Consider the following 26,729-nt stretch of genomic DNA (forward strand, 5'->3'; position numbering starts at 1 on the left):
CGGAAAGCAGCGTGAAAAATAACTTTATCCAACGTGCCGTCACCGGCTTGCTATTTGTAACAGTATTGGTGGGCTGTATTCTTTACAGCCCCCTCTCGTTCGGTATCTTATTTACCATTGTCAGCGCACTGAGCATACATGAGTTTGCCCGGTTAATCAATAAAAACGGTGAGATAAGCCTGAATAAGACCATCACCTCTTTAGGAGGAGCTTATTTGTTTCTCGCATTGATGAGTTTCTGCACGCAACAGAATGCAGGAGCACGTGTGTTCCTGCCCTATTTGGCATTGCTGCTCTATCTGATGATAACGGAATTGTATCTTAAGAGAAAGAACCCTGTCGGCAATTGGGCCTACTCCATGCTGAGCCAACTATACATCGCGTTACCTTTTGCCTTGTTGAATGTACTTGCTTTTCAAAATTCACCGGAAACAGGCAGCGTGAGCTATAACCCCATCCTGCCATTATCCATCTTCGTATTTATTTGGCTGAGCGACACCGGAGCTTATTGTGTAGGGTCATTGATAGGAAAGCACCGCTTATTCGAGCGCATATCGCCGAAAAAGTCGTGGGAAGGAAGCATTGGTGGCGGAGCATTCTCCATAGCCTCTTCCTTTGCTTTTTCCCACTTTTTTCCTTTCATGTCAGGGTGGCAATGGGCCGGTTTGGCAACAGTTGTCGTCATTTTCGGTACATGGGGAGATTTGAGCGAATCATTGATGAAGCGACAATTGGGCATCAAGGACTCCGGCAATATTTTACCGGGACATGGCGGAATGCTCGATCGCTTTGACAGTGCGCTGATGGCTATTCCCGCCTCGGTAGTCTACCTATATGCCCTGACGCTATAGACGGCCTCATTGCAACTGTATGTCCGATAAGTCCGAAAGATTCACTTTCTTGATATTACTGTTGGGACTCTTCAAATCGAATGCCACTTCCACCTTCCCATTCTTTTTTGAGTTGATTTTCAGCTTGATGCCTTTGACATCGTGCGTAATCTTCAAACTATTCAGATTGTAGGACACGGCGGCATAAGCAAAGCGACCGGTCAAATCATCATAATCATTGTAGCGCAGTTCCAGGTGGATATAACCGTCGCCGGCATATAAATCATTATCCTCCTGCGGACGCACCAAACTGATGCGGTGCCTCTTTGCAGACGGCAGGTTCTGAAGGAAAAAGATATTCATATAACCGCCACTGACGCTTATATCACCCTTATATATCAGAATAGGATCATTGCCTAATTCTTTTTCGGTTTCGGGGGTCAATGTTTCTACCCCTTTCGTCAGCACATTTCTCAGTTTCAGCAACTTTACGGCATGGTCGTATCCCTGATAGTTATCCCACAAAGGATTAAAAACCGTCAGTACACGCTGCCCATCTGCCGCCTCGTACCATCCGAGATCGGTATTCACAGGCCAAAGGGTTCCCCAGGTATCACAATTCAGATAGAAAGCATTTCCCGTAACGCGCACGGTGGCCCACAAAGGCGGAGTAAAATCACCTACCGAATATCCTTCGGAATCCCCACACGACTGCAATGACGGCATCAACGTCAGGCATATTGCCATAAATAACCAATGTAATGTTCTCATAATTTTTTTCATTTGTTTCTATCTGAAAAACTCAAAAGCCGGACATTTACTGCACCGGCTTCTGAATTTTAACAAGAAATTTTTAGTATCGCCACACCTTTTACTCAATTTGTCTCCGTTCTCTAAGCAATGCCACCATCTTCAAGGCCGCCTGCCGAGGGGCGCCCGCTTCACCCAAACGGGATGCTACATCTTCGTAGCCGCCAATCATCTGCTTCCGATATTCTCCATCATACAAGATACGGCCCAACTCCGAACTTATTCTATCCACCGTCATGGCATCGGCAACCAACTCTTTTACCACCTCACGGTCGGCTATCAGATTAACCAAAGAAATATATTTTACTTTCAGTACATGCCGTTTCAGAAAGGCCATAATCTTCCCAATCGGCGTATGGTAACAAACAGCCTGCGGCACACGAAACAAAGCCACCTCGAGTGTTGCCGTCCCCGAAGTAACCAATGCCGCCTTAGCCTGCCGCAATAATGGATACGTTTTATTGAAAAGGATTTTCACATCGCCCCCTCCCACATATTGCTTATAGAATTCCGGGGAGATGCCGGGAGCGCCGGCCAGCACCGGCTGGCAATCGGGGAAAGATGCCGCCGCCCGAAGCATATCCGGCAGGTTGTCCTTGATTTCCTGCTTGCGACTACCGGCCAACAAGGCTATAATCGGTTTCCCGGAAAGTCCGTTGACATGCACAAAGTCTTCAAAAGTCTCGGAGCCGGAAGCGAGAAAGGCAGCCACCTCATCTACCGTAGGATTACCCACGTAATGTATGGGGTAGCCGTGTTTCCCCTCAAAGAAATTCACCTCGAACGGCAGTATGGAAAACAACTCGTTTACATCCCGCTTGATATCCTTGATGCGATATTCCTTCCACGCCCAAATCTTAGGAGATATGTAATAGAAGACCGGAATCCGAGTATGTGCATGCACGAATTTGGCAATACTCAAATTAAAGCCCGGATAGTCGACTAAAATCAGCACATCGGGCTGCCATGCCACAACATCTTCCTTACAAAGCTTCATATTGGCAAAGATTGTGCGCAGATGCAACAGCACAGGAATAAATCCCATGTATGCCATCTCTTTATAATGCTTCACCATCGTACCGCCCACTGCCGCCATCAAATCGCCGCCCCAGAAACGGAATTCCGCCTGAGCATCCTCTTCTTTCAGTGCAGACATCAGATGAGAGGCATGCAGGTCACCGGAGGCTTCACCAACAATCAGGTAGTATTTCATAAGCAGGTCATCTTATCGAAACCAGGCCTTCAGCTCATCTATCAATCCATAGGCGGTAACGTCTACGGTAGTAGGTGTAACAGCCACATAACCGTTTTTCAGGGCCCAGTGATCATTTTTTTCATTATCAATATCTTGATTCTCAAACTCACCGGTCAGCCAATAATAATGAGTGTCTCCCCGATGCGCAAAATTCTCCCACTCATTGACCCATTCTCCTTTGGTCTGCTCACAGATTCTTATGCCCTTCAGTTCTTTCGTATCAGGGAAGTTGACATTCAGGCACGTCAACGGAGGCAACCCTTTTTCCAAAACTATGCCGCTTATCTCACGAATATAAGGCCCTGCCGCCTCAAAGTCGGCATTCATCTCATGAGAGCACAGCGAAAAACCGATAGAAGGTATTCCTTTCAGACAGCCTTCGATCACTACCCCCATCGTACCGGAATAGTGCACATTCACCGAAGAATTATCACCATGATTGATTCCCCCTACCACGAGGTCGGGCTTACGCCCGAGTATGGAATGAAAAGCCAGTTTCACACAATCAGTCGGAGTGCCGGAACATTTGTAAACCGTCACTCCTACTTCTTTGCGAAGTAAACGATAATGGATAGGTTCTGTCACCGTAAGCGCAGACGCGCTACCCGAACGCGGCGCATCCGGCGCCACTACTACAATCTCACCCAAGGGGCGAAGAAATTTTATCAACTCGCTAATGCCTTTTGCAATGATGCCGTCATCATTGGAAATCAATATCAAAGGTCTCTGATTTTCCATATTTTCAAATAGTTTATGAGCACAAAAATAGCTAAAAAGACAGAAAGGGGCAACTTCTTGGTAAAGAACGTTGAATTGAACAACCCGACAGGAAAGACGCCAACCACATAAACTTGCCGACAAACACGAACATTCTTTGTAAAACAAATCTTAATCTTCTGCAAGCGAGGCAAAAAGCTTTTACATTTCCATATAAAATTAGTATATTTGTAAGCTAAAATCTGTTTTAAATGCTGTCAGCATTCCCTTAAGGTGTCTTTGAAAGTGCATATTGCTTCTTACAATGAACATAACATGCCCGCAGATGAAAGGACTTCGTAAAGGAATCATAAGAATGCAGAGACTGCATAAAGGTTTATGTATCAGAGGGAAATTATCAAAAAAAGAGTTCGAGGACAAGGGGCGGGACATGCGGTGAGTTATTAACAAAACAGCCGACTTTTCAACCGTTTTTGTAATCTTCCTCTTTTTTAGTAGGCACTATTCAAAAATAATCGCTTATTTCGCTGCCGATAAAATATTGAGATTATGGGAAAAATCATTGCTATGGCTAACCAAAAAGGAGGCGTAGGTAAAACTACGACAACAATCAATTTGGCAGCCTCACTCGCCACTCTTGAAAAGAAAGTACTCGTTGTAGATGCAGATCCGCAAGCCAATGCTTCTTCCGGCTTGGGCGTGGACATCAAGCAGTCGGAATGCACCATTTATGAATGCATTATTGACCATGCAAACGTACGCGATGCCATTTATGACACAGAAATAGAGACATTGAAAGTCATTTCATCTCATATAAATCTGGTAGGTGCCGAAATAGAAATGCTGAATCTTAAGAATCGGGAAAAGATTCTGAAAGAGGTACTCGCCCCACTAAAGGATGAGTTTGATTATATTTTAATAGACTGTTCTCCTTCTTTGGGCTTGATAACCGTTAATGCACTGACTGCCGCCGATTCTGTAATCATCCCCGTACAAGCTGAGTATTTTGCGTTGGAAGGTATCAGCAAGCTTTTGAACACCATCAAGATTATTAAGTCGAAACTGAACCCTTCACTCGAAATCGAAGGTTTCCTACTGACGATGTACGATTCACGCCTGCGCCAAGCCAATCAGATTTACGACGAGGTAAAACGCCACTTCCGGGAATTGGTGTTCACCACCGTCATCCAGCGTAATGTAAAGCTGAGCGAAGCCCCAAGTTACGGGCTACCTACCATCTTGTATGACGCAGACTCTACCGGAGCCAAAAACCACATGGCACTTGCCAAAGAATTAATCTACCGTAACGAAATAATCGGAAATAGACAGTAAACGATAAGAAACACACCATTTGCAATGCGCAACGACATCGCTCAGGATGATATATTGTAAAATGCAAATAATAAAACTATAAGAAAAACAAATGGTACAGAAACGCAACGCATTAGGACGAGGGTTGGACGCTTTGCTCTCCATGGATGAGGTGCAGACCGAAGGTTCCTCATCCATCAATGAAATAGAGTTATCGAAGATTTCCGTTAACCCTAATCAACCTCGTCATGAGTTTGACCCAATCGCATTACAGGAACTTGCCGACTCCATCTCCGAAATAGGTATCATCCAGCCCATCACCCTGCGTAAGCTGAGCGATGACGAATATCAGATTATTGCCGGTGAACGCCGTTTCCGCGCCTCACAGCTTGCCGGACTGAAAAATATACCGGCCTATATTCGCACGGCCGACGATGAGAATGTTATGGAAATGGCTCTCATCGAGAACATACAACGGGAGGACTTGAACTCCGTAGAAATAGCCCTTGCCTATCAACATCTATTGGAACAATATAACCTTACACAAGAGCGTCTCAGCGAACGCGTGGGTAAGAAACGCACCACCATTGCCAATTACTTGCGCCTGCTTAAATTGCCCGCTCCCGTACAAATGGGGCTTCAGAATAAACAAATAGATATGGGGCATGCCCGCGCATTGGTGACCCTCGGAGATCCCAAACTTCAAGTCAAGATCTTTGAGGAAATTCTGGAACATGGCTATTCCGTTCGCAAAGTGGAAGAAATAGTAAAATCATTGAGCGAAGGCGAAGCAGTGAAAAGCGGTATCCACAAAATCACCCCCAAGCGCTCCAAACTTCCTGACGAGTTCAATATTCTGAAGCAACAACTTTCGGGATTCTTCAACACTAAAGTACAACTGACCTGTTCGGAGAAAGGTAAGGGTAAAATAAGCATTCCTTTCAGTAATGAAGAAGAATTGGAACGCATCATCGGCATACTTGACACGCTGAAGAGATAAATGAGGAAAAAAAGAATAATATATCAGTTGACCATTACCCTGTTATTTTGCCTTCTGCAGACGACAGGGATTGTCATGTATGGGCAAGACCGTCCGCGTGCCGCTTCCAAACGGATACACCGGCAGTTGAACGATACCGTAAGTAGTGCGCATCAGCCCATTCATCGGCAGGCAGACAGCCTTAATATAGAGATCTCCCAACCGGAAGAGAGCGGGCCGTCTGCTTATTCGGACAGCCTTGCCATAGCGGACAGCCTTGCGACCGAGAACAAAAGGAAATTGCTGGAAATGACAGCCGGCGCCGATTTGCCCCCCCAACCTATACCGACCGACAGTTTGCAAAAAGCGCTTAAAACCCAAACATGGATTCCCAATCCCACTACAGCCACATGGCTGGCTCTCGTCATTCCGGGAGGTGGACAAATATACAATCGCAAGTTCTGGAAACTACCCATATTTTATGGCGGCTTTGCCGGTTGTGCTTATGCGCTCACTTGGAACAACAAGATGTATAAGGACTATTCGGCCGCATACAAAGACGCTTCAAACGGGAACTGGACTTCCACCAACATCACCGAACTGCTACCCCCCAACCACAATTATAGCAACAGTCAGCTGTTAGAAGTATTACGGAAACGCAAAGACACTTATCGAAGATTTCGTGACCTCAGCATCTTTGCCTTCATAGGTGTATATCTGCTGTCTGTTGTCGATGCCTATGTGGACGCAGAGTTATCCAACTTCGACATCACCCCGGACCTTAGCATGAGGGTGGAGCCTGCCATTATCAATAATCAGATGATAGGCTCTTCTCAAAGAGCCGTCGGTATGCAATGCAGTTTCAGGTTCTGAGAAATCCGGCAAAAAGAATTAATAAACTTATGACAAATAAACTCACAGATATGAAAAGATTAATCTTCGGTTCTTCTCTCTTTTTCACCGCACTCTTGGCCTCTTCGCAGGTGCAAGCCCAAGAAAGTATAGAAGTCCTTATCCGCGAGAACGGAACAGAACGCGAGGAAACCATCGAACTGCCCAAAAGCATGACTTATCCTCTGGACAGCTTACTAAACGATTGGAAAGCCAAAAACTACATAGACTTAAGTAAAGACTGTAACACCTCTACCACCAACCCGATGTTCAGTGATTCAGTATACATCGACCGCCTGTCGCGCATTCCTAATGTGATAGAGATGCCTTACAACGATATAGTACGCCAATTCATAGATATGTATACCGGACGCCTGCGCAATCAGGTGGCCTTCATGCTGAGCGCCGGCAATTTCTATATGCCCATCTTCGAAGAAGCATTAGACGCATACGGCTTACCACTCGAATTGAAATATCTGCCCATCATAGAATCAGCGCTCAATCCTTCTGCCGTATCGCGCGCAGGAGCTTGCGGACTATGGCAATTTATGTTGGCTACCGGAAAATTGTACGGCTTGGAAAGCAACAGCCTTGTGGACGAACGCCGCGACCCGATAAAAGCCACTTGGGCCGCAGCCCGCTACCTGAAAGAGATGTATGACATCTATAAAGACTGGAATCTGGTAATCGCAGCCTACAATTGCGGCCCCGGAACCATCAATAAAGCCATCCGCCGTGCAAATGGGAAAACTGATTATTGGGAGATATACCACTATTTACCCAAAGAGACACGCGGCTATATACCTGCCTTTATTGCAGCCAACTACGTAATGACTTATTACTGCAAACACAACATCTGTCCCATGGAGACGGACATTCCGGATGCCACCGATACGATTCAAGTAAACCGCAACCTGCACTTTGAACAAATTGCCGAAATCTGTGGCATAGACATGGCCCGGATTAAGAGCTTAAACCCTCAATTCATAAAAAATGTAATCCCCGGAGAAAGTAAAGTTCAAACCTTGCGCCTCCCCATCAGCTACATCAGCACTTTCATTGACAAACAAGATACAATCTACACACATCGCAGCAGCGAACTGTTCAAAAACCGCAAACTCATCGCCATCGCAGATGCACGCCCGGCAACACGCGGCAACAGAAACAGAGCAACCGGCAATGCCACCTACCATAAAATCCGTAATGGCGAAACATTATCGACCATTGCACGAAAATACGGCGTCACCGTCAATCAGATAAAAAGTTGGAACGGGTTGCACAGTACCCGAATATCGGCAGGAAAGAATTTGAAGATTTATAAATAAAAAGGCCAAAACTTGTCCGGTGTTGAAAAATGCTTATTTTTGCAGAAAGTGAAGAAAGGAGAAAGCAGTATATGGAAGAAAACATGAGCCAGAAGGGGAAAGAAATGGCTGAAGAGGAAATGATTGAACAGGCATTCCAAAAACTGTTGAACGACTATTTGGCAACCAAGCACCGCAAGCGTATAGAAATAATAACCAAAGCATTCAACTTTGCCAATCAGGCACATAAAGGCGTCAAGCGCCGTTCGGGCGAGCCTTACATCATGCATCCCATTGCCGTGGCAAAAATTGTATGCAACGAAATCGGATTAGGATCTACTTCCATCTGCTCCGCCTTACTGCACGATGTGGTAGAAGATACAGACTATACCGTGGAAGATATAGAAAACATCTTCGGTCCTAAAATAGCCCAAATAGTAGACGGGCTGACCAAAATATCCGGTGGAATCTTCGGTGACCGCGCTTCGGCACAAGCCGAGAACTTCAAGAAGCTGCTGCTTACCATGTCCGACGATATCCGGGTTATCCTCATCAAGATAGCCGACCGCCTGCACAACATGCGCACGCTTGGCTCCATGCTTCCCAATAAACAGTTCAAGATTGCGGGCGAAACGCTATACATCTACGCCCCCCTTGCCAACCGCCTTGGCTTGTACAAAATCAAGACCGAACTGGAGAACCTGAGTTTCAGGTATGAGCATCCGGAAGAATATCACGAGATAGAAGAAAAGCTCGAAGCGACCGCCGTGGAACGCGACAGAGTGTTCAATGAGTTCACCGCTCCTATACGCGCACAACTGGACAAGATGGGACTGAAATATCGCATCCTTGCCCGCATCAAGTCTATCTATTCCATTTGGAACAAGATGCAAACCAAACATGTTCCGTTCGAGGAAATCTACGATCTGCTTGCCGTTCGCATCATTTTCGAACCACGCAACATTGAGGAAGAATTGAACGACTGCTTCGACATCTATGTCTCCATCTCCAAGATATACAAACCCCATCCCGACCGACTGCGCGACTGGGTAAGCCATCCGAAAGCCAATGGATATCAAGCGCTGCACGTCACCCTTATGGGCAACAATGGTCAGTGGATTGAAGTACAAATACGAAGCGAACGCATGAACGACGTTGCCGAGCAAGGATTTGCCGCCCATTGGAAATATAAAGAAGGCGGAGGAAGCGAAGACGAAGGCGAACTGGAAAAGTGGCTGCGCACCATCAAGGAGATTCTGGATGACCCGCAACCTGATGCCATAGATTTTCTCGACACCATCAAACTCAACCTATTTGCATCGGAGATTTTTGTATTCACTCCGAAAGGGGATATAAAGACCATGCCACAGAACTCTACGGCATTGGACTTTGCCTTCTCTCTGCACACCGATATCGGCAGCCACAGTATCGGAGCTAAGGTGAACCATAAGCTGGTTCCTCTAAGCCACAAACTGCAAAGCGGCGACCAAGTAGAAATATTAACCTCCAAATCGCAACGCGTACAACCTGAATGGGAAATGTATGCCACCACAGCCCGTGCGCGCACCAAGATTACAGCTATCTTACGCAAAGAAGCGAAAGCCTATCAAAAGGACGGGGAAACCATCTTGAACGCTTTCTTCAATAATGAAGGAATCCGAGTGGACGAAGCTTTATTGGATAAGTTGACCAAATTGCATAAATTTCATACCCAAGACGAACTGCTTATTGCCATCGGCAACAAAAGAATCGTGCTGGGTGATGCTGACAAAAACATAGTAAAAGAGAAACAGGGCAGCAATTGGAAGAAATTCCTGACTTTCTCTTTCGGAAACAAAGAGAACAAGGACGAAAAGGAGCTACCGAAAGAAAAAGTTTCGCAAGAGAAAATCAACACCAAGCAGATTCTGAAACTGACGGAAGAGACTATCTCGAAGAATTACATCATGGCTCCTTGCTGCCACCCCATACCCGGTGACGATGTGCTGGGATATATAGACGACCAGAACCGGGTTGTCATACATAAGCGCCAATGCCCTGTCGCCTCACGCCTCAAGAGCAGCTACGGCAATCGCATCATCGCAACCGAATGGGACACGCATAAGGACCTTTCTTTCCTCGTCACTATCTACTTGAAAGGGATAGACGGCATGGGACTGCTGAACGAAGTGACCCAAGTCATCTCGCGCCAGCTGAACGTAAATATCCGTAAGCTCTCCATCGAAACCGACGACGGCATCTTTGAGGGAAAGATACAACTCTACGTACATGATGTGGATGACGTGCGTACCATCTGCAACAACCTGAAACAAATACAGAATATCAAGCAAGTGACAAGAACGGAAGACTGATATGGCTTGCTAAAAATGAGTACTTAGGTGTGTCTGCTATATCAGCATGGCTTAGGAGGAAGTGACTACTGAAGCTGTAAAATATTCTAAAAAACAGTCTACCGATATCGTTTATAAACAGAAAAAGCGTATAGCTAAATCAGAAAAATACGCTTAATATGAGGATATTACACTTGTACAAGCGTAAATTCTCACTTGTGCAAATGCGAAAAACAGCTATGGTTTCTGTATTTCTTCTTTCAGCTTTTCCACATCCTCATAGGTGAAAGCATTCAACGCATCGCGCATGCCAATCAGTTCCTCGCGGATGGACTTCAGTCTTTCTACGATTTCAAAAGTACGCACGGTTGCCTCCTTGTTGTCTTTCATCCTCTGGCGGGCGCCGGACAGAGTCATGCCCCGTTCTTTCACCAAATGATAAATAAGCTTCAACGTTTCTATATCTTCTTTGCGATACTGACGTATGCTGCGCCCTCCTTTCTTGGGTTTGAGCTGTGGAAACTCTTTTTCCCAGAAACGGAGCAGCGATTCGTTGACATCGAACATGGCAGCTACCTCGCCGATGGAATAATACAATTTCAGGTTCTTATCGGTGTTCAACATACCGGCATCATCTTTTAAGTAAGTACAAAATTAGACTTCTTTTTCCAAATTACCGCACAATGCGGCAGATAAGTGACAAGTTTTTGTTTCAGCGACACGTTTTGTCGCTCAGGGATGTTATCTTTGCTTATAGAAAACCAATAAAGTATGGGCAGGAAATTAGAAGGATTGCAACGCATGTTGGTCATCATCAACAAGTTGAAAGGACTACAAAAATATGTGCCGCGCGAAGAGTTGGAACACTATGTAAAGCTCCGCATGGAGGAACGGGATGGTACACCCGTGGATATCAGGACACTGCAACGGGATTTCAACGAGATTGAGACGCTGTTCGGCATTCGTATCTGTTTTGACAAGAAACGAAACGGCTACCATATCAACGAAGAGGATGACTTGAAGAAAGAACAATATGAACGGCTTTTGCTGAACTTCGATTTGCTGAACGCCATCGACAGTACCTCCAACCTGCACACTTTTGTATTGGCAGAGCATCATCGCCCTTTGGACAGCGAATACCTACCGCTATTGATAAAAGCCATCAAGTTTTCCCATCCGGTAACTTTCGACTACGCCTACATACGCGAAGAGGGTAAGATACGTCCTAAGAAGGTACTGCCGCATTATTTAAAGGAAGACCAGCAAAGATGGTATCTCCTTGCCTACGACAACGGTACCTTGAAAACATTCAACATAGACTGTATCCGAAACCTTAGGATGCACGATGAAGAGACCTTCACGAGGAATATGAATATCGATGTGAGCAGTCTGTTCAGAGACAGTTACGGCATTTGGAATCAAACGGATATCCCGGTAGAAGACATCGAACTAAGTTACAGTGCGCTGGACGGCAGTTTCCTGAAGTCCATCCCCCTGCACCACTCTCAAGAAATCATTACCGATAATGAAGAAGAGTTCCGCATCAGGCTACGCCTCCGCATCACCAACGACTTTGTGATGGCTCTGCTCTCGCGCAGCAATTCACTGACGGTAATCAAACCGCGGCATCTACGAGAGCGCATACGAAACATTTACGAAGAAGCCTTGAAAAGAAACGGCGGAAGCAATGAGCCAACAGATAAAGAAAGGAGTGAAAGATGAACAAGAAGCCTATAAATAAGACCTTTCTATTGAAAGCAGTATGCGTTTCGATTCTCATGGCGACTCTTGCTTATTTCAGCTTTCAGAATCAGATGGCACAGAAACGATCGGAAATGGATTCTGAGCTAAACGCTTCGCCACCTCAGCGGGATTTTGGCTACAAGCCATATCCCACACCGTCCTCATCGTTCAAAAGGCAGGATGATGCTTCTCTTAGAAAAAACAATGCCCACGACTTCGACGCACACCTGGACGACTATCTTTCTGACCCGGAAGATGAGCTTACTTATCCGCCGGAAATCTTCGACGCCCGGATTGATGACAACGAGGAGGATATTATAGAGAACGAGATTGATTATTGAAAAAAAAACAATACCCCGGAGTGTTATGTAACAAATTTTATCTATATTTGTACTGTTGTATAAGCAATTATATGACGAGACATAATTATTAGATGAAAGTGTTTGCTTTTATCCTTATTCGGGAAATCTGGTAAATTTCAAAAGGAACAGGGATAGCAATAACACTCATCACTTGTATTCCTATCATGCGTATTCACACGCATATACATACAAGTGTGGGGTATTGTTTATTTGTTCCTTAGGCTTACCAGAGCCTCCCGATAGATAAACATATTGACTCCACACTTTCTTTTTTATAACCAAATGCCATTCTGGAGTCATAATGGTATATATCTACCATAATTATGAAAGTTGAAATACCCAATAGCCCAATTGTAATAAAGGTACTTTTATCTAAAACAATAGGAGTAAAAAAATACAAATTCCCTTATGTATTACAGACAACCTTAGCCGGTTTGTTTCTTATATGTTGGATTCTTGCCCTCTTAAATCTATTAGAATAAAGAAACAACATATGATATAAATAAAATAATATTGAATGCCATACCAAACTTATTAATATTGTTACGACAAATAGAAAAAACAGCATAAAAACATTTAACACATATCAATATGGAAAAAGAAAATATTCAAGTAAAAGAAAAGAGTGCTGTGGTTGAATGCCCTTTCTGCCACAAACCCATTGAAGCGCCTTTAACACCTGACGTCATTTTTAAATGTCCACAGTGTCATAAAGAACTTATCACTTATGATAAAAGAGAGCCGGCCCCCCCAAGAAACATAAATAATAAAACAAATTCTTCTCAAAATTCTGCAGACTGTAAAGGTGGAGGACATAATCAAAACGTCAGAGCCATAGGGTCTATTTCTCAAATCTATTGCAAAGACTGTGGAAGACCAATATCAGATAAGGCCTTAAACTGTCCGTATTGTGGCTGTCCGGTTTCTAATAATAAAGAAATTAGTTTGGGATATTTAATCATCAGTTTTATGATACCACTAATCGGCATAATTCTATGCTGTACATCATGGAATAATAATGATGGGAAAGCAAAATCTGCTCTAATTGGAACATTGACTGGTGCAATCTTCACAGCCTTAATATATTCTATGTTTTAACAACCATCCAAATGGAATTACAAGTTTCTCATAATAACAAATTTAAACATACACAATTATGCCTATAACGATTAAGCAATTAGTAGAAGATGTAAATTTGCCATTCGCAAATATCCAAAAAGTCAAATGGAGCACTCCAATCATGTCTAAAAAAGAAGGTATATATATAGTATCTTTATCTGAGAATGAAGAAATCAATAAAACCATGACAGAGTTCCCCATATCAATGGATATCTTAAAAAAATGGATTAAGAAACTCGGTCATTTTACCATTGACAAAGAAGATACACAAGATGCTAATATCATCAGAAACAGACTAAATGAGTTTTGGATTCCTGATGAGAACATTATATACATAGGTAAAGCTCCGCTACGCAAAAATGGTGGAGGAATAGGCAAACGAGTTCAAGAATATTATGACACCGCTATAGGTGAACGAGGTCCACATGCAGGAGGACATTGGATAAAGTTACTTGAATGTCTGAATGAACTTCATGTTTTTTACATAGAATGTACAGACTCCGCAGGTGTTGAATCAAAGTTACTCGCTGCTTTTGGAGAACAAGTATCCGCAGAAACAAAAGAAAAACTATCAACAAAAGGAGTGATACTTCCATTTGCCAATCTTGAAGATGGAAAAAAACTAAGAAAAAAGCATGGCTTAGGCCATATGAAGTCGAGCAAGTAGTTTTAAAACTTAAACACCTACACCAATAGTTACATGTGTCCACAAGCTACATGATACTTTTTTATTGTCTAGTAATGAATCATTAACCCGAAGTGTTGGAAATCAGCACTTCATAAACGAACATCAACATCGCTTCAATCTGAGCCGCGACAGCAGGCTCTACAAACTCATCGACGAAGAGGGGGCACGGGGCTACGGCAGCTACCTCTTCATCCTCGAACAGCTTTACAGCCGGGAGTCCGGCCGACTTTTCATCGGACAACTGAAACTGATACGGCAGAAAGGATTCCCGCAGGCTTATCTCGAAAAATAGTCCGGAACGACGGTTTATTCGAAAGATTACGTTTTATCAGAGCATAAGCCGCCCTACCGATCCACGGCAGAGTGGTTCATTATAAAGGCGGATCAGGGAATACTGTTTGGAGCATACAAGCCGGGGGTAAATCAATCCAGCATCTTCCCGTGGTTCTCGGCAATTTGAATCATGCGGTCATAATCTTCGGCGCTGAGGTCCATGAAGTAGTAATTGACGGGATTCACTACCTGCCCTTTCACATGCACCTCGTAGTGAAGGTGAGGGCCGGTACTCTTTCCCGTATTGCCCACGCCGCCAATCACTTCGCCGCGCACCACACGCTTGCCGAGCTTCGTACGGAAGTCGCGCAGGTGGGCATACCATGTCCGGTAACCGAAACCATGGTCGATGACGATGGTATTGCCATAACCGGTTTCCCAACCCATCTTCACCACGGTTCCGTTGCCTGTGGCATAGACGTCCGTACCGGGATTGGCAGAGAAATCCATGCCCGAATGAAAACGGGGCGTACCATAAATGGGGTCGATGCGCATGCCGTAGCCTGATGCCGTCTGCTTCAAATTCTTATTGGAAACGGGCTGGATAGCAGGAATGCACTTCAACATCTCATCGTGGCTTTTGCACATCTCCACCACATCGTCAAAAGAGTTCGACTGGATATAGAGCTGCTTGGCCAGCATGTCCAGCTTCTGTGTGGTGTTGATTACCAAATCCGCGTCGGCCAGTTCCATCAGATGCTCATAACGGTTGGTCCCCCCATATCCGGCCTTGCGGATGGCAGAGGGGATGGGGTCGGCCTGAAAGATGACACGATACAGGTTGTCGTCGCGCTGCTGGATATCCTGAAGTACGCCCATCGCCTCGTCCAGACGTGCCTCAAGCACATTGTATTGTGCACGCAGCTTGCTGTTTTCTTTCCTCAGTTCCTTCTCGGAAGGTGAACCGAAAATCAAAAGCAACAACAAGAAGCTGCCCGCACCCAGCCCCATGCCGATGAACAAACGGCGGAGGATGCTCAACGCCCGCTGCCGGACAGTGGGGTAAATACGGTCATACGTCTGTGTCTGCGGATTATAAATGTAGTAAACTTTGCGCATCTTAGGAAATATTTCGCTTGTCAATACGGCAAAAGTAATAAAAACAAGCTATCTTTGCACCGTTTTTTCAAGAATTATAAGATTTATGGTTTATGTTTTATGATTTCATAGAATGGCAAAAAGAATTACTGCCACCATTCAGGCAAATCATAGAACGAGCGAATCATAAATTACAAACCGTAAATAAAAATCATAAATAAGAAGTATGTTGACTGCAAATGAAATCAGAAACTCTTTCAAGAGTTTCTTTGAAAGCAAAGGACACCAGATTGTGCCTTCGGCCCCGATGGTGATTAAGGACGACCCCACGCTGATGTTCACCAACGCGGGAATGAACCAGTTTAAGGATATTATCTTGGGGAATCAGCCGGCAAAAAACAAAAGAGTGGCCGACTCGCAGAAGTGCCTTCGCGTAAGCGGTAAACACAACGACTTGGAAGAAGTGGGGCACGACACCTACCACCACACCATGTTCGAGATGCTGGGCAACTGGTCGTTCGGCGACTACTTCAAGAAAGAGGCTATCTCCTGGGCGTGGGAGTATCTGGTGGATGTGTTGAAAATCGACCCCAAGAACCTCTATGCCACCGTATTCGAAGGCAGCCCCGAAGAAGGGCTGGAACGCGATAACGAAGCGGCTTCCTATTGGGAGCAGTTCTTGCCGAAAGACCACATCCTTAATGGGAACAAGCACGACAATTTCTGGGAGATGGGTGATACGGGGCCATGTGGTCCGTGCTCGGAGATTCACATCGACTCGCGCTCCGAAGAAGAGAAGGCCAAAGTGCCCGGAAACCTATTGGTCAACAAAGACCATCCGCAGGTTATCGAGATATGGAACCTGGTATTCATGCAGTTCAACCGCAAAGCCGACGGCAGCCTCGAAGGACTTCCCGCCAAAGTGATTGATACCGGCATGGGCTTCGAGCGTCTGGTACGCACCCTGCAAGGCAAAACCTCCAATTATGACACCGACATCTTTCAACCGATACTGACGGCCATTGCCGGCATGACCGGAAAGAAGTATGGCGAAGACGAGAAATCGGACATTGCCATGCGTGTCATTGCCGACCATATCCGCACCATCGCTTTCTCCGTGACAGACGGACAGTTGCCGAGCAATGCAAAAGCCGGCTACGTCATCCGCCGTATTCTCCGCCGTGCCGTACGCTACGGATACACGTTCCTCGACCAGAAACAGGCGTTCATGTACAAGCTCCTCCCCATACTGATAGAGAACATGGGTGCCGCCTATCCGGAGCTGAGTGCACAGAAAGACCTGATAACCAAAGTTATCAAGGAGGAAGAAGATTCCTTCCTGCGTACATTGGAGACGGGTATCCGTCTGCTCGAAAAGACCATGGCGGATGCCAAAGCTGCCGGCAAAGCCGAAATCAGCGGCAAAGACGCCTTTACGTTATACGACACTTTCGGTTTCCCGCTCGACCTGACGGAACTGATTCTCCGCGAAAACGGAATGACTGCCGACCTCAAGGAGTTTGATGCCGAAATGCAACAGCAGAAACAGCGTGCCCGCAATGCGGCAACCGTAGAAACCGGTGACTGGATTGTCCTGAAAGAGGGTACCAGTGAATTTGTGGGTTACGACTATACCGAATACGAAACCTCCATCCTGCGCTACCGTCAGGTGAGGCAGAAAAACCAGACGCTGTATCAGATTGTGCTGGACAAAACTCCGTTTTATGCCGAAAGCGGCGGTCAGGTAGGCGACACCGGCGTATTGGTGAACGAGTTCGAGACCATCGAGATAATCGACACCAAGAAAGAAAACAACCTGCCCATCCACATCGCCAAGAAACTGCCCGAACACCTCGAAGCACCGATGATGGCTTGTGTGGATGCCGACAAACGTGCCGCCTGCGCAGCCAACCACTCGTGCACGCACTTGCTGGACGAAGCGCTCCGCAGCGTACTGGGCGACCACGTGGAGCAAAAAGGTTCTTTGGTTACACCGGACTCTCTGCGTTTCGACTTCTCGCACTTCCAGAAGGTGACTGACGAACAGCTCCGTGAAGTAGAGCATCTGGTAAATGCCAAGATTCGCGCCAACATCCCCTTGACGGAATATCGCAGCATACCTATCGAAGAAGCCAAAGAGCTGGGCGCCATCGCTCTCTTCGGTGAGAAATACGGTGACCGCGTGCGTGTCATTCAATTTGGTTCTTCTATCGAATTCTGCGGTGGTACTCATGTGGCTGCCACCGGTAACATCGGCATGGTGAAGATTATCAGCGAGAGCTCCGTTGCCGCCGGTGTGCGACGCATCGAAGCCTGTACAGGCGCACGCGTAGAAGAACTGATGAATACCATTGAAGATACATTGCGAGACCTCAAGGCCCTATTCAACAATGCCCCCGACCTCGCCGGAACCATCCGCAAGTATCTGGACGAGAATGCCGGGTTGAAGAAACAGGTGGAAGACTTCATGAGAGAAAAAGAAGCACAACTGAAAGAAAGATTGCTGAAGAATGTACAGGAGGTTCACGGCATAAAGGTCATCAAATGCTGTGCCCCGCTTCCTGCCGAAACGGTGAAGAACATCGCTTTCCAGTTGCGCGGTCAGATTACGGAAAACCTCTTCTTCGTGGCCGGAACAGAAAGCGAAAGCAAACCGATGCTGACCGTGATGCTGAGCGATGACCTTGTGGCCGGCGGTCTGAAAGCCGGAAATCTTGTGAAAGAAGCCGCCAAACTGATTCAAGGAGGCGGTGGCGGTCAGCCTCACTTCGCAATAGCCGGTGGCAAGAATCCGGACGGATTGAGTGCCGCAGTAGACAAGGTGCTGGAATTGGCCGGACTGTAAGCGAATGACGGAAAAGAAGATTCTTAAAAGCGCATTGATGCGCATTCCGCATAGAAAGAACAAAGACTACTCTGCTTGGAGTAGTCTTCGTTGTTTTTGCACATACCGATTATAGAATCTGTTCCTCCGGATAGTTCACCAGATAGAGTGTTCCCGTAGCCCGGGTAAAGGCGGTGTAAAGCCAACGGAAATAGTCGGGCGTCAAAAGGTCGTCCGTCATATAGCCCTGATCGAGGAAAACATTTTTCCATTGCCCACCCTGCGCCTTGTGGCAAGTCACGGCATAAGCGTACTTCACTTGCAGGGCATTGTAATAAGGATCGGCCTTCATTTTCTTCATCCGTTCGCGTTTGGAAGAGACGTCGGCATAATCTTCGAGAACGGCATAAAAAAGACGGTCGTTATCGGCCTTGGGCAAAGCAGGCGCATCGGTGTGCAAGGTATCCAGCAACAAGTTCACCTCCAATTCAAAGTCGTCACGGTCGGGAAACGCCAGCGTGACATCGGCAAAGCGGAAACCGTACATCTCACGCGTACGTCGCATGCGCCGCACCACAGCCGTCTCGCCGTTGGCAATGAAATCCATCTCCTTCTCCTTCCCCGTCCAAAAGTAGTTGTTCTTCGCCACCATCAGCAAATCGCCCGTATTCAGTTCATCCTCCCTCCAAAGTACCTGTGCGCGGATGCCATTATTATAGATGTTTGCCCGCTTGTTGCTGCGACATATCACGATTGTATGCTCCGGTCCGTCACAATCGTAACAACTACTCAGTTCGTCTATCAATTCATTGCCGGGCAGAACTTTGATATCGGCAAATCCGGTAATTCTGATCTTAGGCAGACTGTAACCACCCTCCTCCTCTATCAGTTGCCGCAACCGGGTGGCATTCCACAAAATGCCCGACTGCTGTTCCTGACGTACCACCTGTGTCAAGTCCACCTCCAATACCTCCAGTCCATACCCCCTCAAAGCATCGGCAAACAGAGCCGGGCTCTGCTCTTCGCCCACAGGCGGAAGCTGTGCCGTGTCACCCATCAGCAGCAAGCGGCACCCCTGACCGGAATAGACAAATTGCACCAAGTCGTCCAGTAATCGGCCTGTGCCGAACATAGAGCCGGACAAACCTTCATTGGAAATCATCGACGCCTCGTCTACCACATACAAGGTATGGGTTGTCAAATTATCGTTCACCGAAAAGTTGTCCATCTCATTGGAAAAAGACTGCTGCCTGTATATCTTCTTATGGATAGTGAATGCCGGATGCTGCGCATAAGCCGAAAAGACCTTTGCCGCCCGCCCCGTCGGTGCCAGCAATACCGATTTCTGCTGCAACAAATCCAGTGTCCGTACCAAAGCGGCAACCAGCGATGTCTTACCGGTTCCGGCATAACCTCGAAGCAGAAAAACCGCTTCATTGCGAGGCGTCAGCAGGAACTCCGACAAAGATTTTACCGCAAATTCCTGCTCGGGTGTTGGTTGGTAAGGAAAATTTTCCTTAATTTGCCTTTCTAAATAGTTATTTATCATTTTTGTAACAGAAAAAAGTAAAGGGAACTATCGTTTTTAAATTAATTTCTTTTATTTTTGCGGTGCGAATATAACAACTAAAAAAACATATTTATCATGAAAACAGTATTTAATATCGTTTTAGGCTTATGTGCTTTGGGACTGGTTTACATCTGCTACGCCAGCATCATGGGTCCTATAAACTTTGACAAAGAAAAAAAGCACAGAGATGCGGCAGTCATTGCACGTCTGATTGACATTCGTAAAGCACAGTTGGAATACCGTACTCTGCACAATCAACAATACACTGCCAGCTTTGACACGCTGATTGACTTTGTGAAGAATCAAAAACTACCGTTCATCTTCAAGCAGGGCGAATTGAACGACAAGCAACTGGAAGACGGCTTGACGGAAAAGAAGGCCATTGCCATTATCAACAAAGCAAAGAAAACCGGTAAGTATGATGAAGTAAAGAAATGGGGGCTGGAAAACTTCAAACGCGACACTTTGTGGGTAGCCGTATTGGATACCATCTTCCCGAAAGGATTCAATGCTGACTCCATGAGATATGTACCTTTCGGTAACGGTACACAGTTTGACATGGCCATCAAGAACGATACAGCCAAATCCGGCGCTCCTTTCTGCCTGCTCGAAGTGAAGACTCCATACGAAGTTTATCTGAACGGTCTGGATAAGCAAGAGATTGCTAATATCAAAGATGTACAGACCAAGCTTGGCAAGTATTGCGGTCTGATGATCGGCAGTCTGGAAACAGCCAACAACAACGCCGGTAACTGGGAATAATCTCCATTCCGACATACGTATGATAGAAACGATTGATTTTAATAAGTCAGAACAATATACGTTATCCATCCGTCTCAGTACGGATGGATTTTCTTTTTCAGTGTTCAACCCTCTGGGGAACGGTGAACTCAGTGTCTTTGACCGTAAAGTGGACGAATCAATTTCTCTCACTGCCAACCTAAAACAAGCTTTCCGTGAGACAGAATGGCTGAGCCGTCCATTCCGCCAAGTCAATGCACTCATCGCGAGCAAACGCTTTACCTTCATCCCGTTAGAGTTTTTCGAAGACGAACAGGCTGAAATCATCTTCTATCACAATCATCCCAAACAAGAAAATGAAATCGTGCAATACAATATATTGCATAAGAACAACGTTGTTGTGCTCTTTGCCACAGATAAAAGTATCTGCTCTTTCCTCCGAGAACAATATTCCAATGTCAAGTTCTATTCCCAAGCCAGCCCCCTCATCGAGTTCTTCTCTGTCAAGAGCCGTTTAGGCAACAGCCGGAAAATATATGCACATCTGCAAAAAGAAAGTATAGAACTGTTTGCCTACGAGCGGGGCCGTTTATTGTTAGCCAACACTTTTGAATGCAAAACAACGCCCGACCGCATTTACTATCTTCTATACGTATGGAGACAATTCGGATTGGAGCAGGAACGAGACGAACTGCACCTCACCGGCAACTTGCACGACAAAGAACAACTATTGCCCGAACTGCGAAAATTCATCCGACAGGTATTCATCATGAATCCTGCCACAAATCTTGACCTACAAGCCATCACCTCATGCGAGTAATCAGCGGAATATATAAAAGAAGACGTTTTGACGTTCCTCGTTCTTTCAAAGCACGCCCAACAACGGATTTTGCTAAAGAGAACCTGTTCAATGTGCTATCCTGCAAGTATTTTGACTTTGAAGATGATGAAATCTGTGCTCTCGACCTCTTTGCCGGTACCGGAAGTATCAGCATCGAGTTAGTGTCCAGAGGATGCAACCCGGTAATCAGCGTAGAGAAAGATCGCGACCACTATATGTTCATCCGCAAAATAATGCAAGAAGTAAAGACCGACAAATGCCTGCCTCTGCACAGCGACGCGTTCAAGTACATCAGAAATTGCCGACAACAGTTTGACTTTATCTTTGCCGATCCTCCATACGAACTTGCCGGTATAGAAACCTTGCCCGGCCTTATTTTCGACAATGATTTATTGAAAGAAAACGGGCTGTTCGTCCTTGAACATGGGAAACAGAATGGCTTCGAGGAACATCCGCACTTTGTGGAAAAAAGAACATATGGCAGTGTGAACTTCTCTTTCTTCGCATAAAGGTCTGTCCAAACTGAAAAGCTCAAAGCAGAGGTGCCATCAGCCTCACCACACTTTCTGCCGTCTTCTGATACCAAGGACGTTTCACCCAGTTCTTCAGGAACACCTGCACACAGTCACGCTGGTCCTGCAAGAAAATCTCACGCATCTGAAGGGCCGTTTCCTCATCATAGATAAAGGCATTTACTTCAAAATTATGTTCAAAACTGCGGAAATCAATATTGGTAGAACCCACAGTGGACAACTCATCGTCCGACACCATCAGTTTGGAATGCAGAAATCCCTTTTTATAGAAATACACCTTGACACCCGCATCCAATACATCAGCCAAATAAGAGCAGGAGCCTAAATGCGTCAGCCGATTGTCCGCCTTCATAGGCAACATCAGTCGTACGTCCACTCCGGCTAAAGCCGCTGTCTGCAAGGCAATCATCACCGTCTCGGTAGGCAGGAAATAAGGAGTTTGTATATAGAAGTATTTCTGCGCTCCGGAAATAGCCGTAACCAGCCCCTGCATGATTTCCTTCCACGGCCCTATCGGTTCACTCGTCACAATCTGCGCCAATGAAGTTCCACAATTCTCTATTTTTGGGAAATAGCGGGCAGAAGTGACCAGAGTACGGTCCACGAAATACCAATCGAGCAGGAATGCTGTTTGCAGCCCATGCACAGCCTTACCCTCCAGCAACAAATGCGTGTCGCGCCATATGCCCCACGAATATCCACGCATATAGCGTTCGGCCAAATTCATACCGCCCACAAAGCCTATGCGGCCGTCAATCACCACTATCTTCCGATGGTTACGATAATTCACTTTATTGGTGAAAAGAGGAAAACGTACCTTGAGGAAGCTACGTACTTCGATGCCCGACTCACGCATCTGTTCAAAAAAGCGGTTGGGGACATGCCAACATCCCACATCATCGTAAATGACACGCACTTCGACCCCTGCACGGGCTTTCTCAATCAGGACATCACGCACCAAACGTCCTATGGCATCATCCTCGAAGATATAGAATTCAATATGAATGTGTTGCGCCGCTTTCTGCAACTCGCGCAATAAAGATTGCAGCATTGAAGGGCCCAAGGTATAAATTTCTACCCGATTGCCATCGAAAGGGAAAGATTGATTCGTATTTCGGAACATGGATATCAGGCGACTGTATTTTTGGGGAAGCACACATGATTCCTGTGCCAGATATTCAGCCATCGGTTTCTTCAACAACCTGCTGTAACTTTTCTTACCGATGATACGTACACGACGCTGGCTGCGTCCAAAAAAGAAGTAGAGCACCAATCCTACAACGGGGAGAAAGATCAGAACCAATATCCACGCCATTGTCTTCACCGGGTTGCGATTGTCGAGAATGATGACGCCAATCGTTCCGATAATGGCACCGAAATAGACAATATCAAACGCTACTCCGGCAATCCGGCCGAAAATAAAGTTCCAATCGAACATAATCCATACTTCGTTTAGCATAAAGCAAATGTAGATAAAATAGCGCAACTTTCACCACAGATTGAAGAGATTAACATACAGATGCCGGTATCAGAAAGGACGACGTCCACCAAATCCCCGGTGTCCGGGACCTCCAAAGTCATGCCTGTTCTCCATTTTCTCGCGAGCAGCCTTACCGCCGAAAATGTTCAGCCGATAGATAAAATGAACCATACAATAGCTGTTTACGCCATTATAAGAATATACCGAACGACCGCCGGCTGTCAGCGAACGGCTGATATTGCTTTGCTGTTTCAGTATATCATACATTTCGAAACTGATAGTAGCTGCCCCTTTCAAGAATGTTTGCGCCAGCTGAGCATTCCATATCAACTCGTTGCGATTCATACTTGTATCCGTATAGCCACGACGGCTCTGATTGGAAATATTCGTGGAGAGGCTCATCTGCCAAGGTAAGTTGACAGTGGTGTTGGCACCATAAGAGAATGTGTAAGGGTTCTGATTATTGGCAGGTGTCAACTTATCTTTTTCTGCCGAGTAGTTGAAACTCCCGCTCAGGCCCAACTCAAGCCAATCATTGCGATACGAACCGTTCAGACGTTCGCCAAAGTTAAGATTGGTCGTAGTATTCTTCTGTTCCACCTTCGAATGCGTATCCGTCAAATACCCCACGTTGTTGGCATAGCTAAGGTTCGAAAAAGAATTGATAGTATATTTCTTGTTAGGCAGAGCCGTATTGAACCCTATTATGCCAAAAGCATTCCAATTACCGTTGATGTTTTTGGGTGTCGTTGTCCACCCGCCGGTATTTGGATTATATACACGGCTGTTACTGATGCTGTTTTGAGTAGCATTAAACAGCACATGCGACATGATGCCGCGCTGCTTCTCAGCATTATATGTATTATAGAACATACGCATTTCATGAGTAAACGAGGGCTTCAGTCCCGGATTACCCTTGCGGATGTTCAGCGGATTGGAGTCGTCAGTCACGTCAAGCAAGTTCTCCATGCCGGGCTGCCTGCTTCGGCCGCGATAGAACAGACGCAATTGACTCGTTTGGGAGAAACGGACACGCAAATCAATGTTCGGTGCAAAATTAAACACATTACGTGCCGTATCTATTTTGACTTTTCCTTTTTCGTAAGACAAATTGGTGTGTTGCGGTTGGAAAGAAAGTCCGGCACTGAGCTGATACTTAGGGCGGATAAAGCGTAAGGCCGCCATGGCATCATGGTTATAATAGCGATATTCGGCAAATTTGCTTTGCTCGGCATTCAGTTTGTCATCCGCACCGTTGAAGCCAAGAGGCCGGGTTATCTGATTGATGATTTCATCAAAGGCCGGGTTCTCTCCTAACGCTCTATCCAAATCATAGGTCGATTTATCACTCTTATTATACCTATATTGAAACTGATAGCTGAATTGTAAGAAAGTGGTTCGTGCCAAAGGTTCGCTATAGGTGAGTTGCGCGCTGTAATTATAACTCTTGGTAGGAACGGTGATATAACGCATCAACAAAGCATTATCCTTCGTCCGATAATAGATATTGGAATAAGAATACTGGTCGCTTTCGGAGTCACTGTATCCAAATCGTCCTCGAAAAGTGATGTTCCGACCATGCGAATTAAGTTTGCGGTTCAGTTGAAGAGTAGCATTGCCCGACAGGTTATTGCCATTGTTCAAAGAAAGATTATCACTAAGGTTCACCAAGCTGTCGCCAAACAGTTTCTTCATCTGACGGGCATCGGCCAGATAATTATTCGGATCAACCACCACCAAATAAGGATCTACATTGAACGTGGCTGATTTGGAGTTGGAATAGCCGTCCGATTTGCTATAAGAGAAATCGGGACGGAAGATGATATTTGTCATTGTATCCGGCTTCCATTCCAGACGGAAATCGGCATTGAAATCTTGATTTCTGTTGCGCTGCCGGCTGTTGGAATTCGAATAAGAGTTACCGCTTGTCAGGAAGTTTTCCATACTCCCAATGCTGTTAAGGTCATTGTCTCTGAAGTTATAGCGTGCACTGCCACCCAATTCTATCTTATCCGTTTCCGTAGCAAAATTCACCCCCAACTCTTTCGTGGCCGTCAATCCGTTATTACGTCGCCAACGCGGTCCTCCGCCACCGCCCGAGAAACCTTGATCATTCACATTATTGGCTCCGGCAATCACAGATACCTGCGTGTTTTCGCGGAAATAATTCAGCATGGCACGTCCCAGATACCGGTCTTTCGTGCCAGCGGACAAGTCCAGATTTCCAAAGATTCCCTGATTCATACCCTTCTTCACTGTCAAATCGAGCACAGTTTCCTCCTCTCCATCATCAATGCCGGTGATACGGGCCAAGTCGGATTTCTTGTCATACGTCTTGAGTTTCTCCACCATATCTACGGGCAGATTCTTCAGACCGGTTTTCACATCTCCACCGAAGAATTCCTTCCCATCTACCATTATCTTCTTTATCTCTTTGCCGTTTATCTTTACCGTACCTTCATCATCGACTTCGGCGCCGGGCAATTTCTTTACTAATTCCTCCAGCATGGCGCCTTCCGGAGTACGATAAGCAGAGGAATTGAATGCAAGGGTGTCTCCCACCACCTGCACCTGAGCAGCTTCTGCCGTAACCACAGCTTCGGACAGCATCACGGCATCCGTCTCTAATGTCAGTGTACCCACATTCCTGTCGGGCGTGGATTCGGAGAGTTGCAGCGGAAGATATTTCGTTTTAAACCCGATGTAGGAAACTTTCAGTACATATTTACCGGCTTTCACTTTAGGGAGCGTGAAATAACCCTGCGCCGAACTTGCCACACCCGCCGTTTGGGTACTGTCAGGCAACGAAAGCAACTGTACGGTGGCCTGTATGGCAGGCTCTTTCGCGTCTTCCATAACCCGCCCTGTGACTGTAATGTTTTTTGTTTGTGAGAATGCAGACAATACTGCCAACAGGCATAACACCGTCCCAATGATAAATTTCTTCATGCGTTTATTCTTTGTCTATTTCTTAATGGAACATATTTTATTCACTGCATCATTTGACAAACTCATGGGCAAAAGGTTTAA

At 45.9% G+C, this 26,729-nt stretch carries 23 protein-coding genes; 15 read left to right on the plus strand and 8 right to left on the minus strand.

Annotation, left to right across the window (positions count from 1 at the left end; all coding sequences use genetic code 11):
- The first annotated feature begins 11 nt into the window (after positions 1-11).
- Entirely contained in the window at positions 12-851 is an 840-nt protein-coding gene (locus C4H11_RS03915) for a phosphatidate cytidylyltransferase (RefSeq protein ID WP_106043104.1), read from the plus strand.
- A 6-nt stretch (positions 852-857) separates the two neighbouring features.
- On the opposite strand, the gene C4H11_RS03920 is transcribed toward C4H11_RS03915, so the two are convergent.
- The 3 genes from C4H11_RS03920 to surE form a co-directional block, all read right to left on the minus strand.
- Complete coding sequence (locus C4H11_RS03920) at positions 858-1,601, minus strand: NigD1/NigD2 family lipoprotein (protein ID WP_106043106.1); 744 nt, start codon at positions 1,599-1,601, stop codon at positions 858-860.
- 100 nt (positions 1,602-1,701) lie between these two features.
- Positions 1,702-2,853: a lipid-A-disaccharide synthase gene (lpxB, locus tag C4H11_RS03925; RefSeq protein ID WP_106040542.1), complete on the minus strand. Its 1,152-nt coding sequence runs from the start codon at positions 2,851-2,853 to the stop codon at positions 1,702-1,704.
- 12 nt (positions 2,854-2,865) lie between these two features.
- Positions 2,866-3,633: a 5'/3'-nucleotidase SurE gene (gene surE / locus C4H11_RS03930; protein WP_106040543.1), complete on the minus strand. Its 768-nt coding sequence runs from the start codon at positions 3,631-3,633 to the stop codon at positions 2,866-2,868.
- 528 nt (positions 3,634-4,161) lie between these two features.
- Between surE and C4H11_RS03935 the strand changes: the two genes are divergently transcribed.
- The 5 genes from C4H11_RS03935 to C4H11_RS03955 all read left to right on the plus strand — a co-directional run bounded on the left by C4H11_RS03935 (position 4,162) and on the right by C4H11_RS03955 (position 10,448).
- The gene (locus C4H11_RS03935) at positions 4,162-4,944 is read left to right on the plus strand and encodes a ParA family protein (protein ID WP_106040544.1); all 783 of its coding nucleotides are present in this window, start codon (positions 4,162-4,164) and stop codon (positions 4,942-4,944) included.
- A 91-nt stretch (positions 4,945-5,035) separates the two neighbouring features.
- Entirely contained in the window at positions 5,036-5,923 is an 888-nt protein-coding gene (locus C4H11_RS03940) for a ParB/RepB/Spo0J family partition protein (RefSeq protein ID WP_106040545.1), read from the plus strand.
- Entirely contained in the window at positions 5,924-6,775 is an 852-nt protein-coding gene (locus C4H11_RS03945; protein WP_106040546.1) for a DUF5683 domain-containing protein, read from the plus strand.
- A 29-nt stretch (positions 6,776-6,804) separates the two neighbouring features.
- A complete protein-coding gene (locus tag C4H11_RS03950) occupies positions 6,805-8,118 on the plus strand; it encodes a lytic transglycosylase domain-containing protein (protein WP_106040547.1) in 1,314 nt (437 codons plus the stop codon).
- Between the two features lie 71 nt (positions 8,119-8,189).
- Positions 8,190-10,448, plus strand: coding sequence for a RelA/SpoT family protein (locus C4H11_RS03955; RefSeq protein WP_106043108.1), 2,259 nt, complete (start codon positions 8,190-8,192; stop codon positions 10,446-10,448).
- Between the two features lie 216 nt (positions 10,449-10,664).
- Here the strand turns inward: C4H11_RS03955 and C4H11_RS03960 are convergent, their stop codons facing one another.
- The gene (locus C4H11_RS03960) at positions 10,665-11,051 is read right to left on the minus strand and encodes a MerR family transcriptional regulator (RefSeq protein WP_106040548.1); all 387 of its coding nucleotides are present in this window, start codon (positions 11,049-11,051) and stop codon (positions 10,665-10,667) included.
- Between the two features lie 147 nt (positions 11,052-11,198).
- On the opposite strand from C4H11_RS03960, the gene C4H11_RS03965 reads away from it, so the two are divergent.
- From C4H11_RS03965 to C4H11_RS14060, 5 genes are all read left to right on the plus strand, one after another.
- A complete protein-coding gene (locus C4H11_RS03965; RefSeq protein ID WP_106040549.1) occupies positions 11,199-12,149 on the plus strand; it encodes a helix-turn-helix transcriptional regulator in 951 nt (316 codons plus the stop codon).
- Positions 12,146-12,511 (plus strand): hypothetical protein, encoded by a 366-nt coding sequence (locus C4H11_RS03970; protein ID WP_106040550.1) that lies wholly within the window; start codon positions 12,146-12,148, stop codon positions 12,509-12,511. The genes C4H11_RS03965 and C4H11_RS03970 overlap by 4 nt, the downstream gene beginning before the upstream one ends.
- Positions 12,512-13,123: 612 nt before the next feature.
- Complete coding sequence (locus tag C4H11_RS03975; RefSeq protein ID WP_106040551.1) at positions 13,124-13,630, plus strand: hypothetical protein; 507 nt, start codon at positions 13,124-13,126, stop codon at positions 13,628-13,630.
- A gap of 58 nt (positions 13,631-13,688) precedes the next feature.
- Positions 13,689-14,318 (plus strand): hypothetical protein, encoded by a 630-nt coding sequence (locus C4H11_RS03980; RefSeq protein ID WP_106040552.1) that lies wholly within the window; start codon positions 13,689-13,691, stop codon positions 14,316-14,318.
- Positions 14,319-14,382: 64 nt separating this feature from the next.
- Entirely contained in the window at positions 14,383-14,631 is a 249-nt protein-coding gene (locus C4H11_RS14060; protein WP_129588273.1) for a hypothetical protein, read from the plus strand.
- A gap of 131 nt (positions 14,632-14,762) precedes the next feature.
- Here C4H11_RS14060 and C4H11_RS03990 read toward each other — a convergent pair whose 3' ends face one another.
- Positions 14,763-15,731 carry a M23 family metallopeptidase gene (locus tag C4H11_RS03990; protein WP_106043110.1) on the minus strand — a complete coding sequence of 323 codons (969 nt, stop codon included), beginning with the start codon at positions 15,729-15,731 and terminating at the stop codon, positions 14,763-14,765.
- 205 nt (positions 15,732-15,936) lie between these two features.
- On the opposite strand from C4H11_RS03990, the gene alaS reads away from it, so the two are divergent.
- Positions 15,937-18,555 (plus strand): alanine--tRNA ligase, encoded by a 2,619-nt coding sequence (gene alaS / locus C4H11_RS03995; protein WP_106040554.1) that lies wholly within the window; start codon positions 15,937-15,939, stop codon positions 18,553-18,555.
- 109 nt (positions 18,556-18,664) lie between these two features.
- On the opposite strand, the gene C4H11_RS04000 is transcribed toward alaS, so the two are convergent.
- Positions 18,665-20,083, minus strand: coding sequence for an ATP-dependent DNA helicase (locus tag C4H11_RS04000; RefSeq protein WP_106040555.1), 1,419 nt, complete (start codon positions 20,081-20,083; stop codon positions 18,665-18,667).
- Positions 20,084-20,179: 96 nt separating this feature from the next.
- Between C4H11_RS04000 and C4H11_RS04005 the strand changes: the two genes are divergently transcribed.
- From C4H11_RS04005 to C4H11_RS04015, 3 genes are read left to right on the plus strand one after another with little or no spacing between them, the layout of a single operon-like run.
- Positions 20,180-20,866, plus strand: a complete 687-nt coding sequence (locus C4H11_RS04005) for a hypothetical protein (protein ID WP_106040556.1) — start codon at positions 20,180-20,182, stop codon at positions 20,864-20,866.
- 19 nt (positions 20,867-20,885) lie between these two features.
- The gene (locus C4H11_RS04010) at positions 20,886-21,665 is read left to right on the plus strand and encodes a DUF3822 family protein (RefSeq protein ID WP_106040557.1); all 780 of its coding nucleotides are present in this window, start codon (positions 20,886-20,888) and stop codon (positions 21,663-21,665) included.
- Positions 21,656-22,195: an RsmD family RNA methyltransferase gene (locus C4H11_RS04015; RefSeq protein ID WP_106040558.1), complete on the plus strand. Its 540-nt coding sequence runs from the start codon at positions 21,656-21,658 to the stop codon at positions 22,193-22,195. The genes C4H11_RS04010 and C4H11_RS04015 overlap by 10 nt, the downstream gene beginning before the upstream one ends.
- 22 nt (positions 22,196-22,217) lie before the next feature.
- Here C4H11_RS04015 and cls read toward each other — a convergent pair whose 3' ends face one another.
- Both cls and C4H11_RS04025 read right to left on the minus strand, forming a co-directional pair.
- On the minus strand, positions 22,218-23,657 hold the full coding sequence (cls, locus tag C4H11_RS04020) for a cardiolipin synthase (protein ID WP_106040559.1): 1,440 nt from the start codon (positions 23,655-23,657) through the stop codon (positions 22,218-22,220).
- Between the two features lie 90 nt (positions 23,658-23,747).
- Complete coding sequence (locus C4H11_RS04025) at positions 23,748-26,648, minus strand: TonB-dependent receptor (RefSeq protein ID WP_106040560.1); 2,901 nt, start codon at positions 26,646-26,648, stop codon at positions 23,748-23,750.
- Positions 26,649-26,729 lie beyond the last annotated feature (81 nt).

Origin of the sequence: Bacteroides zoogleoformans (genome assembly GCF_002998435.1) — a bacterium.
GTDB lineage: Bacteria > Bacteroidota > Bacteroidia > Bacteroidales > Bacteroidaceae > Bacteroides > Bacteroides zoogleoformans.